The sequence below is a fragment of the Planctomycetia bacterium genome, assembly GCA_034440135.1.
GTDB lineage: Bacteria > Planctomycetota > Planctomycetia > Pirellulales > JALHLM01 > JALHLM01.
On record JAWXBP010000334.1, the window covers coordinates 1 to 13,537 of the forward strand.

12 protein-coding genes and 1 pseudogene are annotated in these 13,537 nt (G+C 61.6%); 6 read left to right on the forward strand and 7 right to left on the reverse strand.

From position 1 onward, the window contains the following. The first annotated feature begins 111 nt into the window (after positions 1–111). A complete protein-coding gene (locus tag SGJ19_20075; GenBank protein MDZ4782551.1) occupies positions 112–1,740 on the forward strand; it encodes a hypothetical protein in 1,629 nt (542 codons plus the stop codon). 58 nt (positions 1,741–1,798) lie between these two features. On the opposite strand, the gene SGJ19_20080 is transcribed toward SGJ19_20075, so the two are convergent. The 3 genes and pseudogenes from SGJ19_20080 to rpsU all read right to left on the reverse strand — a co-directional run bounded on the left by SGJ19_20080 (position 1,799) and on the right by rpsU (position 3,060). Then, entirely contained in the window at positions 1,799–2,110 is a 312-nt protein-coding gene (locus tag SGJ19_20080; protein ID MDZ4782552.1) for a twin-arginine translocase TatA/TatE family subunit, read from the reverse strand. 84 nt (positions 2,111–2,194) lie between these two features. Beyond that, the gene (locus tag SGJ19_20085) at positions 2,195–2,437 is read right to left on the reverse strand and encodes a twin-arginine translocase TatA/TatE family subunit (GenBank protein MDZ4782553.1); all 243 of its coding nucleotides are present in this window, start codon (positions 2,435–2,437) and stop codon (positions 2,195–2,197) included. Between the two features lie 426 nt (positions 2,438–2,863). Then, positions 2,864–3,060 (reverse strand): annotated as a pseudogene (gene rpsU, locus SGJ19_20090) (30S ribosomal protein S21). 660 nt (positions 3,061–3,720) lie between these two features. On the opposite strand from rpsU, the gene cobA reads away from it, so the two are divergent. Both cobA and SGJ19_20100 read left to right on the forward strand, forming a co-directional pair. Further along, on the forward strand, positions 3,721–5,259 hold the full coding sequence (gene cobA, locus SGJ19_20095) for a uroporphyrinogen-III C-methyltransferase (GenBank protein ID MDZ4782554.1): 1,539 nt from the start codon (positions 3,721–3,723) through the stop codon (positions 5,257–5,259). Positions 5,260–5,411: 152 nt separating this feature from the next. Then, a complete protein-coding gene (locus SGJ19_20100) occupies positions 5,412–6,203 on the forward strand; it encodes a hypothetical protein (GenBank protein ID MDZ4782555.1) in 792 nt (263 codons plus the stop codon). A 3-nt stretch (positions 6,204–6,206) separates the two neighbouring features. Here SGJ19_20100 and SGJ19_20105 read toward each other — a convergent pair whose 3' ends face one another. Next, entirely contained in the window at positions 6,207–6,389 is a 183-nt protein-coding gene (locus SGJ19_20105) for a hypothetical protein (protein MDZ4782556.1), read from the reverse strand. A gap of 279 nt (positions 6,390–6,668) precedes the next feature. Further along, positions 6,669–6,860, reverse strand: a complete 192-nt coding sequence (locus SGJ19_20110; GenBank protein ID MDZ4782557.1) for a hemin uptake protein HemP — start codon at positions 6,858–6,860, stop codon at positions 6,669–6,671. Between the two features lie 269 nt (positions 6,861–7,129). Here SGJ19_20110 and SGJ19_20115 point away from each other — a divergent pair, with 269 nt between their 5' ends. The 3 genes from SGJ19_20115 to SGJ19_20125 all read left to right on the forward strand — a co-directional run bounded on the left by SGJ19_20115 (position 7,130) and on the right by SGJ19_20125 (position 11,574). After that, positions 7,130–8,101 (forward strand): hypothetical protein, encoded by a 972-nt coding sequence (locus SGJ19_20115; protein ID MDZ4782558.1) that lies wholly within the window; start codon positions 7,130–7,132, stop codon positions 8,099–8,101. Continuing rightward, entirely contained in the window at positions 8,098–10,131 is a 2,034-nt protein-coding gene (locus SGJ19_20120; GenBank protein ID MDZ4782559.1) for a DUF1559 domain-containing protein, read from the forward strand. Before SGJ19_20115 ends, SGJ19_20120 begins: the two co-directional genes overlap by 4 nt. 72 nt (positions 10,132–10,203) lie before the next feature. Beyond that, positions 10,204–11,574 (forward strand): DUF3386 family protein, encoded by a 1,371-nt coding sequence (locus SGJ19_20125; GenBank protein ID MDZ4782560.1) that lies wholly within the window; start codon positions 10,204–10,206, stop codon positions 11,572–11,574. A gap of 130 nt (positions 11,575–11,704) precedes the next feature. On the opposite strand, the gene SGJ19_20130 is transcribed toward SGJ19_20125, so the two are convergent. Continuing rightward, entirely contained in the window at positions 11,705–12,769 is a 1,065-nt protein-coding gene (locus SGJ19_20130; GenBank protein MDZ4782561.1) for a phosphotransferase family protein, read from the reverse strand. Positions 12,770–12,776: 7 nt separating this feature from the next. Next, positions 12,777–13,537, reverse strand: a 761-nt coding sequence (locus SGJ19_20135) for an acyl-CoA dehydrogenase family protein (GenBank protein MDZ4782562.1), incomplete at its 5' end; no start/stop codon positions are given.

Sequence of the window (13,537 nt, forward strand, 5' to 3'; positions counted from 1 at the left end):
GCCTGTGGGCGTTTCGTCGCCGCTGGTCCGATCGCGCAGGCGCCGTTCCCTCGCTCGTACCCGCTTCCGTCGCGTCGCTGGCCGCGGACGGCTCCAGGAGCTCTTAGTCCCTTGTTTATTCTGACAGATCAGGTGGCCGAGGCGGAACGCGCGTTGGCCACTATGGCCAGGATGTTGCCTGCGTATGCGCGGGGAACTCATGTCGTTCACCGTATCGGCAACCAATCCCTGATCTGGCAGCCGTTTCGACCCTGTGACAATCTGCACCTCTATCGCGACGGCGCATTCGTGGGCAAGATCGCCTTCGACGAGCCGGAATGCAATGCGGCGATCGTGCATGACGAGTTGCTGCCCACGTCCTTCCATCCGCTGTTGACGGGCTGTGCGATTCGAACCGAAGGCGGCTCGATCGAAGTCAGCCCCGTCGGTATCACGCAAATCTATGCGTGTCGCGGGGCGGTGTCCGACATGCAGTTGCTGCTGGCCGCCGTCTTCCGATTGCTGCCTACCCCGGTGCGATTCAATATTCTTGCCACGGCCGGCCATTTTCCCGGCGACTCGACGCTGTTCGAGGAAGTCCGCAAGATCCCGTTCCCGGGGAAATACATCGTCAGCCAACAACAGCACGTGCGACTCGCGGAGTTCTCACTCCGACCGGCCGACGACGCGCGCATGGTGGAACGCTTACTGAGCATCGCGCCGATGACAGCGAGCCAACTCGGCATGAGCGCCGGCTTCGACAGTCGCTTCGTGTTGGGCCTGCTGTTGCAACAAGGCGTACGGCCCGAGTTGATTTCCGGTCCGAGCGAGGAACGGGATTTGGTGGCCGCGATCGCCCGCGAACTTCAGTTGGATGTGAAACTGCCGGAATGGGAAGATCGCCTTGACCCGTTGGCATACACATTGATGACCGACGCGCAGATTTTTCTCCGTGGCGGCAATTACAGCCGGCTGCGCGGCGTGTTGAACCGGGACTGCGTTTATCACACCGGTCTGGCGGCCGATTCGATCATCAAAAAGACCTACAAGACCACCTGGAAGGCGCCGGGGCTGCGCAGCCGGATTTTCGACACGCTCTGCAATTTTGCGATGCTCGGCATGAAAGGACCGACGTTGCGCGGCGTGCGGGAGGCCAATTCACGCGACGAATTGGTGCGCGTCGTCCGTCAGGATCTCGCGTTCCTCGAACCCTATCACGCGAACGTCCCGAGGCATGTCTTCGCCGGATTGTTCTGCTACTTCAACGGCGGACTGCGTTGGACGCCGGCGCACACCGCGGACTTGGCCTTCTATACGACCCCGGTCTATTTGCTCGCTGACTTGGAGGCCACGGAACACGCCATGCAAAGCAGCGCCTGGTCGAACTTCCGCAAGGATCGCGTGCGCAAGCTCAACCAACAGCTCTTGCCCAACGTGCGGACGCCCTATTCCGACGCGACGAACGTGCGGGCGCATTCAGGTCCGCGAGGCGCGGCGGACAAGCTCGCGTACGAATATCTTTCTCGCTTCAAGGCACGTCGAAAGGCCAGCCAGGCGGCGGGCGCTCCCTCCGGACTACTGCGCGACATTGACCCGTCCGCGTTTCAGCGGCACGACGGCCAGATGGCCCGCTATCTCGCGCAACCCTTGCCCGCGACGCTTCAAGACGCGTCGCTTCTCAACAGCGTCAAGCGCGCCGCCGTGACGGTTTATGGTGCGTTGGAGTATCTCGACGCGGCCGCTCGGCTGCTGGCGAACTAGCGAGTCGCCCTGACGCTGCGCGCAATCGTAGCGCTGTGGACATCCAGCTGGTGGCGCCTTAAGCGACCGGTTCGTCCGGATGCGCTTCGTCCCGCGGAGGTTCTTCCTTCACGTCGGGCATCGGCTCGCTGGTTGGCGGTTCGAACTTCGGCGCGACGGCCACGTCGCGATCGTCCGCCTGGGGAAAACGCTGTTGCGACGTGCGCGGGCGGTCGTCGATGTTGACCTCGTTTTTCAGGTCATTCACGCCCTTTTTGAACTCGTTCATGCTTTTGCCGAGCGAACGCGCCACTTCTGGCAGGCGGCTGCCGAACAGCAGCACCGCGATGCCGCCGATCACCAACAATTCAATCGGGCTCAATCCAAACATCGTGTTACTCGAAGCGGCGAAGGGATCGCCGTGCATGAAGTGCCAGCGAATGAAACAAGTGCGCAACTATGGCGGCGCGACGGGCTACGTTCCGCGTCTCGAATCAACCGGCGCCGACTCGCGTTTCGAGGCGCTATCCAGATCTTCGCCACGACCGGCCGAATCTTCGTCGATGCCCTGCACGCCCTTCTTGAACTCCACCACGCCGCGTCCCAAAGAACGCATCAACGTCGGCAGTCGGTTACCGAACAGCAACAGCACCACCAGCCCGACGACGAGCAATTCCGGGATGCCGATGTTGGGCAAGAACGCGAGGAAGGGCGACATGGGAGGAGCCTCTCGGGCGGCAGGACTCGGACGGCGACGCGCGGACGCATCACCTGGGATTCATTCTACTGGCGGCGCGGGGAGTGTCAAACAACCCGGCTCGGCGATGAACGGAATTTCATCCGCCAAAAAGTCTTTCCGAGAAAACACTTAGCGCCTGGGGACGGCGCTTGCACCATGCGACCGGCACTACCGGATAGCTTGCCCTGGCGGCCCGGCACATCGCTTAGAAGCACCGCTTGGAACTTTGACCGCCGCCCGCATCGGAACTAGGTTTGAGTGTATCAGTGCCTTGGGGAGGGGCGCTGGTCACCGGCGCGGCGGGGAAAGGCTGGATGCTAGAGGGGACCCTGCCGCGCCTTTTTTTTGCGCCAAGTTACCGGCGCGGCCGCGCCAGGCGGCAAAATCGCTCCGATCCCGCCAAGACTACAGGGCGGTCGGCGTTCTCAAGCGGCGGGTGCGGCGTTCGGCGCGCAACCGGGCACGGCGACGGTTTCGCTGGGCTTTTCGTAGTATTCCTTGCGGCGCATTTCCTTCTTGATCCCGCTCCGCTCCACCAACTTACGGAAGCGACGCACCGCCTCCTGGATGGATTCCCGATCCCGAACGTTCAGCTTGACCACACCCGCTCCTTTCAGCTCGCCCACCGGCGGATCCGAACAACCGACCCGACCCGGCTCCGCCGTAGAACCGCCCGGGCGATGACCACAAACTGGTAGAATCGCACAGTTTATCGTCAAACGGGCGGTTGTGTCTAGATGCCGTATTTCAGACAGAAAGCTCCCAGAGGCAAATTCTAAGCAATAGCTGGCCGTTCCTGCCTCCTGCTAGACTCAGGGGATGGACGCACCTAAGAAACGCCGATTTCGCTTTGGGTTGAGGACGCTACTGGTCGTCACCGTGTGCACAATACCGCTTTGCTGGGTCGCCTACCACCTGCGGTGGATACAGCAGCGTCGGGACTTCATGGAAGCACATCAGAATCACTATGGCCATAAGCTGGGGCCGCATGGCAACATCTACTGGCCAGGCCCGATTATCTTTGACGAAATGGCCGTGCACTCCTGGAGCGCAAAGGAAATGACCTCGGCCGAAGTTGCTGAGGCTCGTCGACTTTTTCCAGAAGCGGAGATTCAGGACCTGTCTAAACCTTAGGAGTCACCACTGCCTATTCGGCCCGGATTGAGTCATTCGGTCGATCCGCTGTGCCATAGCAATCATTGCGTCTAAGCTGAGACCTTCCTGAATTCTCTTCAATTGGGCAACTTGGTCCCGCGGATAACATGACCGAAAGCGTCCCATCCAAGCCCGGCAAGGTCTATCTAGTCGGTGCTGGACCGGGCGATCCGGAGTTGATTACCCTGCGCGGTATGCGCTGCCTGGAGTGGGCGGATCTCGTCCTCTACGACTATCTCGTCAATCCGCGCACGTTGCGGCATGCTCCCGCCAGGGCAGAACTTGTCTGTCTGGGCCGGCATGGGCGTGGGCGGCTGCTTTCGCAGGACGAAATCAACGCCCGGATGGTCGTTGCAGCGAAGGCTGGACAGCAAGTTGTCCGCCTCAAGGCCGGCGACCCGACCATTTTCGCCCGAGTTTCGGAAGAGTTGGAGGCGTTGGAAGCGGCCGGCATCGCATACGAAATTGTCCCTGGCGTGACGGCGGCCCTCGCGGCTGGGAGCTACGCGGGGATTCCGCTTACGCAGCGCGACGCCTCCTCGGCCGTGGCGTTCATCACGGGACAAGAAAGCTCGAAGCAAACAGGCGATGTGATCGACTACGGCGCCCTCGCCAAGTTTCCCGGCACGCTGGTGTTCTATATGGGCGTCACCACCGCCAAGGTTTGGAGCCAGGCCCTGATCGCGGCGGGAAAGCCCGCGGACACCCCCGCAGCCATCGTGCGACGGATCTCTTGGCCCGATCAGCATTCCGAAACGACGACTCTGGAAGCGTTGCCGGAAGCACTGGCGCAGCACCGCTTGCGTCCGCCGGTGATCGTGATCGTCGGCGAAGTTGCCGCAGCAGAGCGCTGGAGGCCCTGGTTTGCAGAACGTCCGCTCTTCGGAAAGCGAGTACTGGTTACCAGGCCCGAGCATCAAGCGGATGAACTGGCCGACTTGCTGGCGGCGGCCGGCGCCGATGTGCTATTTCAACCGGCGATTGATCTACTAGAGCCACACGATTGGGCGACGGTCGATGCCGCGCTCGGCCGCCTGCATGACTTTCAATGGCTGGTGTTTTCCAGCGCGAATGGCGTGCGGGCTTTGCTGGGGCGGTTGCTGCACGTCGGCGGCGATATGCGCTCACTGGGCGCCACGAAACTGGCTGCCATCGGGCCGGGCACCGCGGCGGAACTGGCCCGACATGGCCTGCGCGCCGACGTCGTCCCCGCGGCCTTCGATGCCGAGGCCCTGGCCGACGCCCTCGTTCCTATGGCGGCAGGCCAGCGAGTGCTCCTGGCCCGAGCGAGTCGCGGCCGCGAGGTTCACGCAGACCGCCTCCGCGCTGCAAATTGCCAGGTCGAACAGGTCGTCGTCTATCGGAGCGTGGACGTAAAAGCGCCCGAACCAGCGATCTTGGAAGATTTAGCGGCTGGACGCATCAATTGGATCACGGTGACGAGTTCGGCGATCGGCCGATCTCTGGTGGCGCTGTTTGGCGAGGGGCTTCACAACACGCAACTGGCCAGCATCAGCCCACTTACGAGCCGAGTACTGAGCGCTGCTGGACATCCGCCTCGGGCGGAAGCGAGCGAAGCTACGATGACCGGAGTGGTAGCGGCGATCCTCGCGGCGGAGCGCGGCCAGGATAGCGCGATTGGGTGACGCGGCCGGTCCTGAGACGCGCGACCGGCAAACTTCACGAGAGCGCCCAGTCTTTCCAGTTGTCCATTTTGATGCAGGGGCCGGCGCGCGCAAGCCGAGAAACAGAACCAGCAGGATGCCACTCGCCATTTGTGAACGGAGTCAGCCAGATCATGTCCCAACAATCACCAACGGGAGTGCTCGTGGTCTCCGTGGACGTCGACGCCGCCGACGTGCGCGGCGATCTGAACCTCCAAAGGGCTTTGAATTCAACCTCCGTGGCATTGCTGGGAGTCTTGGCGAACCACGGCGTGGCCGGCACCTGGGCCATGAGCGATCCGGCCCACTCGTTGATGACGGATCGGCTGCTTTCGGACCCCTTGCCGCACGAACTGGCGCTCCTGGGCGAGGCGTCGTGGACGGCACCGACGATGGGCCGAGCCAGGTTTTCCAGGGAACTCGCGGAACGCGTGCAACAGGCGGCACAACGTGGCGTAAAGCTTGGCACATTGGCCGTGCGCGAAACCGCCGCACCTCATTACGACCTTTTGGTCAGGGCCGGCATGAGCGTGCTCCGCAGCACGGCGCCCGATGCTCGTCGTGCGAACTGGTGGCCGACAGGGATGCGCATGGCAGCGCCCAACACCGCCCACGCGGTTCGCTGGGGCCTCTGGCAGGTAAAAACGACCTGGCGGAACTTCGAGGGAGGGCTGATGGCCAGCCGCCGGGGGATCGATCGCAGCGCCGCTCAAGGCGGACTCATCACCTGGGTGCTGGACGGGCCCAAACTGGTCGAAGGGGGCGCTTCATTCCTGCGCATGGTCGATCGCGTGCTGGCATACGCAGAGCGACGACGCCACGAGGGCCGCTTGCAGACTTCCACGCTGCAGGCCTTCGTGGATGGCCAATTGCGCCGCCGGGAGTCTTTCCCGTCGAATTCTATCCTGCGCTCGGAAGCGGCCTGATCGCTAGCGAATCTCGCGTAGCGTCGACCAGCTCATGTAGCCCAACATCAGCGCGCAGATCACGACGCCGATATCCATCAGCGGACTAACGCGTTGGAACGGGATCTCGATCGCTAGATCCAGTCCGAACAGCAGTAGCAAGACGGCCGAAACGACCATCCCGCCGATGGTAAGGGCCTTGGGCATCGGTGTGGATCTCTGAGCAAGCACGGCATTCTGCCTAAGCTTCTTAGTATAACTCCCCACCCGGTGAAGTCATGGCGGGGTTGGGCAAGCTGGCGAATTTGTTGCGTCGCCAGTTCACAAGGCCAGTGCAGTCAACGTAACTGTCGTGGCTGTTACACGTTGCGGAAGCGTTACAACCAATACCACGCGGCTGGCGGGATTTCAACCGCCACTGCCCGACGAGATTGCGGGAAGAGGCCGCGGAAGCGTCAGGAGCATGCCGGAATGGGCGGTTTTCGCCTATTTGTGCAGGATTAGCTTATTGGATCGCGTCAGTCGCAGGCGGTAGTACTCGTCGCCATGCGCGATCAGCACTTCCCGGGTCCCGGCGAAGATCTCCGTCGACCGCAGCATCCGCGAATCCTGCGGCAACGGCACGGCGCTTGTGATGGCGGCCGGATTTGGCGACGTAATGGGTGATTGCTCAGTCATGAGAAGACCCCAAAAAATGGACGTCCAGTAGTCGAACGGTCGCAGAATATATAAATTGAGACTCAATGTCAACAACGCCGCGTGTCGATTTCTCAAAAGTTGCCGGCGATGTCGGACGCGCGTATCAAGTGCAGTGTTTGATCCAGACGGTTGACAGTGTCGCCAGAACGACTAAAATCTCGTCTAATTGATACTGAATCTCATGATTTATTAGTTCGTGCGACATTGATGTCGGCAACACTGAAACCTCACTTCTTGGATCGCACCCCATGAAACTATGCCAGCCGCTCGCGTACCTTTGCTGTTTGGCGGTGCTCGCCAGCCCGGCTGTTCTGACAGCCGAAACCATCACATTCACCGCGCCTGGCCTGGACCGCTGGAACTATCCGTTTGCCGGTAACGGCAGCGAAATTGAAGCCCCCATCTTTTCGGCCCTTGGCGAAGAGGGCCTCGACGAGCGGGACGGCCAATTCATCGTCGCTTACGATTCCGTGAACGGCGGCTCAGGTTCCGTCCCCGCCGGCCTGGGCGCCGCGAACTATCAGATCGCGTCGGTGAAACTGGTCGCCACGGTATCCAGCGTCTCGGGCACGCCGGTCTACGATGGAACGTACGACTCTGTCGCGACGTACCTCAAGGATACGGCCGCCAGATATGTCGCCGATAGCGATGCGGGCCGGCCGATCGAACTGTTCGGGGCCGGCTTCGTGGCCGGCTATTCGTCGTTCGCCTTCGGCGTGACGACCGACAACGTGCCCCCGGCATACGAGGAAAACAATCCTCGCGGTTTTGGCCCGCCGACCGGTCGCTATGTGCGCCCCATCAGCTTCGGCGCCAATGGCGACCCCATTTCGGTGGCGAACAGCGTCGACTACTTGAACGATGGGGCGGCCGGTTTCGAGTCGTCTCCGTTTGCGGTCGGCGTATCGAGCCTCGCGCCGGGCGCGAATCTGGTTGCTGGCACGGAGCTGACGTTCGACGTCGACCTGTCAAATCCAGCCATCCTCGAATACCTGCAATCCGGTCTCGACAAGGGTCAGCTCGGGTTCGTTTTTTCCACGTTGGGATTGTCCGACAATTACTCCCGGCTGTTAGCCAAAGAGTTCACAGGCGGTAACCCGGTCCGACTGGAGCTGGACGTGACCGCCGTTCCGGAACCGAGCTCGCTCTCATTGTTGGCCGTGACCTTCGTGGCGCTTGGCGGTGTGGTTTGGAGTCAATTGCGGAGGCGGCCTGCATGAGCATGGCAAGGATGCGGAACTACCTCCTGACGTTCGTCCTTGGCGCCGCCGCGCTGTGGATTCAGCCGGCGGCTGGCGAGACCGTGCAATGGAATCTGCCCGACTTGGATAGTTGGGGCTATTCCAATGCCTTCTCGCCAGGCGACGGCAAATTTGCCACGACCTTCGCCACGCTAGGCTCCGCGGACGAGGACCGCCTTTCGCAAATGTTGATTGGCTTCAACACCGCCAGCCAGATTCCATCGGGCGAGGAAGCATCGCGCTATCGAATTAACTCGGTGGTGATGACGGCTACGGTGGGGCGCGGTAGCAACATCGCGTACGACCCCACTTACGACAACGTGGCTTCGTATGTCGGCGAGGACGGCGATCCGGGGCGTCCGCTGGAGTTGTTCGGCGTTGGGTTTCGGAACGGCTACGAGCGCATCGGTTTCGGACCGCTCGACTTGGAAGCACCCGAATTCGAAGAGGGCACGCCCTATTTCGGCAATTTCGAACCAACATCGATTGACCGCGCCGCGTTCGCATTGGGCGGCAGCGGCCAAGGTCAACTCGTCGACGTGTCGGATAGCGTCTCACTCGGTTTCGATACGCTGCCGTGGGCCGTAGGACAGGCGCCGTTGTCGCCTGGTGGGACGGCCGTCGACGGCACGGTGTTCACCTTCACGCTTGATCTTGAGTTGCCGGGCGTTGTGGACTACTTGCAACAGTCATTGGAAACCGGCGCGCTTGCGCTGATGCTCACGTCGTTGCATGAAGTATCCGGGCAAGGAGGAACCGAGTCGTACCCGGCGTTTTTTACGAAGGAGAATGTCAGCTTTTCCACGGGTGAACCGATTTCGCCTCCGACATTGCTGATCGACTACGAGTTGATTGACGACGTGGTGCTGCCGGGCGATACGGCGCCGTTCGACGGCGAAGTGGGCATCGCCGATTTGAACTCTGTGCGCAACAATTTCGGCGAATCCGGCGACGGAATCCTCGGCGATACGTTTCCCTTCGATGGGGAAGTGAACGTGCAGGATCTGAATGCCGTTCGCAACAACTTTGGCGCCAGCTTGCCAGGCAACCCGGTCCCCGAGCCGACGACGTTCGCCTTGCTTCTTGGAGGCCTGCTTAGCGCTGCGATTGGTCGCCAGCGTGGACGCATCAGCAGCCGGGAGAAACGTCTAGGCTTCACGCTCGTCGAGCTGCTGGTGGTGATTGCCATCATCGGCATTCTGATCGCCCTGCTGCTGCCCGCGCTACAAACCGCGCGCGAAGCAGCGCGGCGCGGGCAATGCCAGAACAATCTCAAGCAAACGGCGCTGGCATTTCACACGTATCACGAGACCTACAAAGCGTTGCCCAGCGCCAGTTCCGACACGTTGCACTCGGCAAGTTCCTTTCTGCTGGTGTTGCCGTACATCGAACAGAACGCCCTGGAGAACGGTTACGATTTTTCCAAAGACGTCACCCATCCGGACAACGTGGCAGTGGTTTCGACGCCGATTCCAACATTCCTCTGCACCTCAATGAATCTGCCGCGCGAAGCGCCTAGCTCCGTTTGCAATGAGCGCGGCGCCCCGGGCAGCTACGCCGTGAATGTTGGATCGGGCCGCCCCTGGGGAGCGCACAATGGCGCCATTACCGCCCCAGGCCAGGGTCCCAAGACGACGCTCGAAAAAATCAGCCGCAAGGACGGTACATCGAACACCTTGATGGTGGGCGAATTCGACTACGGCCTTAGCAACCTCAAGTGGCCGTCGACGTGCAAATTGTATCCTGGCGTCATGTGGGGCAATTCCCGCTGGGCCATCGGCTACCCCGGCGTGAGTTGGGGCACTACTTACGGCATCTTCAATAGCGACCGCCTGGTGAATGATTCCGACGAGTGGTTCACGTTCCGCAGCGATCATGCCGGCGGAGCGAACTTCGCTTTCGTCGACGGCGGCGTTCGATTTGTCGCTGATAGCACTCCGAAAGCCACGCTTGACGCACTTGCCACGCGCGAAGGCCACGAAGCCATTTTGGCCGGTTGGCCGCAGTAAGCATCGCGCGCAGCTCACGTATATTCAACCAATTGATTCATCGCACAAATCCGTGGAAGGAGAATTCGTCACATGAGGACTGTACGTCAACTCGCCGCAACGCTGCTGTTGCTGGCTTTGGCCGCGCCGGCCGCTCAAGCCCACTTTATTTGGGCCGCGGTCGCGCCCGACGCATCGGGTAAGCCCGCCGCGCAGCTCTGGTTCAGCGAAGGCGCCGCGCCAGGCGAAGTGAATTTGTTGGCCAAAGTCGCGCACAGCAAAGCCTGGCGGCGCGATCTTCAGGGCCAGTTGACGGACCTAGCTCTGCGTGAGGAGCAATCGGCCAGCGGCGGCGCGTGGCTCGCCACGCTCGCCGGTGAAGCTCCGTGTAGCATCGAGGCCGAATGCATTTACGGCGTGTTCGATCGCGGCGCCGGTGCGATGATGCTCGAATACTACGCCAAGGCGTTGCACGGCGTGGAGGCCGCGGATTTCGCCAAGATCGGGCGCGCGGAAAAGCTGGCCTTCGACGTGGCGCCGGAAGCCGCGGCGGATGGAAACGTCAAGTTGACGGTACTCTGGCAAGGCAGCCCGGTCGCGGATGCCGATGTGACGGTCATCGCGCCGAACGACGCCGATCAACTGTTCAAGACCGACGCCAATGGACAAGTTGAATTCTCGGCGAAGGCCGCTGGGCTGTACGCCATCCGCGCCTTCCGCAATGAGCCGGAAACCGAAGGTGAGCACCAAGGCAAAGCCTATCGCGGCGTGCGGCGTTACTCGACGTTGACGTTCGAGTTGGCCGGCAACGGTGAAACGTCGTCGACCGACGCTCCCGTGGCGGACGGCAATCAGATGCTAGCTCACGCCCGTGAGCAACGCGCTTTATGGGACGGCTTCCCAGGTTTCGAAGCCGCGCTGACGCTGGAAGACGGCGAACACAGCGCTCAAGGCAAAGCCAAAATCACCGCCGACGGTGAAGTGGAATTGACCGGCTTTGGCGACCTGGACCTGGGTTGGGCGCGCGGCCAATTGGAATCGATGGTGCAACATCGCTTCTCCGGCAACGGTCCGGAGAGCGAAGTTGAGTTGGTCGAAGAAGCGACGCATCACCCCCTCGGTTCGCTGGTGAAGTTCAAGGACGATCCTTCGATGCACAGCGCATATCGCATCGACGCCGACGTGATCACGCAGGTCAATCGCCAAATGGGCAAGAGCCGGTTTAGCATCAACGTGATCGACGTGCATCGCAATCCGGAAGGGAAATATCTTCCCCAAGTGTTTCAAGTGAACTTTTGGGACAAGGAGACGGGCGAGCTCAAGTCCAGCATGATGTGCTACAACACCTGGACGCGCGTCGGCGACTACGATTTGCCGGTGCGGTTCGCTTTCATCGACGCGGGGGACAACAAGAACGAAGTCCGCTCGCTGGTGTTCAGCGATCAAAAGCTGCTCGCGAAATAGCGAGCGATCACATAGAAGTCGCGGGGCCGGAACAGAAGAAGCCTGCCCCCACAGGAAGCGAAGGTCGAACGCTGTTCGGCCTTCGCTTTTGCGTTGATACGTAGCGACATAGTCGAAGTCCCGGGCATCTTCACCAACCCCGAGCGACTACTTGATCAGCCTGGCCGCTGAGCAGCATTACGAGCTGACCGAGCTGCGCGAAGCGAGGATCGGCAGTGTGTCCGCGCACGAAGCGCGCGTAAATCTGTTGTACGATCACGGCGAGCTTGTAGAGACCGAAGCAATAGTAGAACGCCGGGTTAGCAACTTTGCGGCCGGTTCGCTCCTCATAGCGCGCAATGACTTCGCGCCGCGTCAATCCGCCGGGTAAAGCGGTGGGGCCGAACGCCGCTTGTTGCAATGGCCCCGGATCACTGGGTTCGACCCAATAGGCGAGCGTCGTGCCGAGATCCATCAACGGGTCGCCGATCGTGGCCATCTCCCAATCGAGCACCGCTACAAGCCTCGCTGGATCTTCCGCTGCGAGCAGTACATTGTCGTACTTGTAGTCGTTGTGAATGACGGAGCAGCCGGACTCCGCGGGACGATGCTCTTGCAGCCAGACGGCGACGCGATTCATGCTGGGTACGTCGCTGGTCTGCGATTTTTCGTATCGCTGTATCCAACCGTTCACTTGCCGTTCAACGTAGCCTTCCGGCCGGCCAAAGTCCGCCAGGCCAACCGTGTCGACATCGAGCGCATGCAAGGCGGCGAGATTGTCTACCAACGCGCACGACATCCGTCGCGCGAGCGCCGGTGTGACGTCGAGGCCCGGCGGCAAGGATCGACGCAGAATCATGCCGCGCCGTCGTTCCATCAGATAGAACGGTGCGCCGAGGATCGACTCGTCATCGCAATACAACTCCGGCCGCGGCGCGGGCGGATAGACCACGTAGAGTCGCGACAGGATGCGATACTCGCGGCTCATGTCGTGAGCGGTCTTCACCTGATTTCCAAACGGCGGTCGCCGCAGCACGAACTCACGCTCGCCCCACCGCAACAAGTAGGTCAGATTGGAATGCCCCGCCGGGAACTGCTCGACGTCGAGCGTTTCGTCGCTGACAGGCAGCTCCTCCCGCAGGTATGCCGCGAGTGATTCGAGCGGCAGCTCTTCGCCGGAACGGATCGGAGCGGTGGCGTTGAGATCGGTGGTCATGGTGAAACTAAATGGGATTCGACGGATACTTCCGCAACTCCAGCCGGGCGATCGCTTCGCGATGGACTTCATCTGGACCGTCCGCGAGCCGCAAGGTACGCGCGGCCGCCCAGGCCTCGGCCAGGAAAAAATCGCCACTCACGCCCGCGCCGCCGTGCGCTTGAATGGCCCGATCGAGCACGCGCAAGGCGACGTTCGGGGCCACGACCTTGATCATGGCGATCTCCGCGCGCGCGGCCTTGTTGCCGACCGTGTCCATCAGCCAGGCCGATCTCAAAATCAACAACCGGGCTTGCTCAATTTCCACGCGCGAGTCGGCGATATCTGCGCGGAGAGCGCCTTGTTCCGCCAGCGGACGGCCGAAGGCAACGCGTGATTGCACGCGCCGGCACATGGCCTCCAGTGCCCGCTCGGCCAGGCCGATCAGTCGCAGGCAATGATGAATGCGCCCGGGGCCGAGTCGTCCCTGGGCGATCTCGAAACCGCGTCCTACGCCGAGCAGGAGGTTCGTTGCCGGAACGCGAACATTCTCGAATGTCATTTCGGCATGGCCATGCGGCGCGTCGTCGTAGCCGAATACCGTCAACATCCGATGGACCGTGACGCCCGGCGCGTCCATCGGCACGAGGATCATCGATTGCCGCTGGTGCGAGGGTGCCGCGGAATCAGACTGTCCCATGAAAATGCAGATCCGGCAGCGCGCGTCTCCCGCGCCGGACGTCCACCACTTGCGGCCGTTCAGGATGTAGTCGTCGCCTTGCCGCTCGA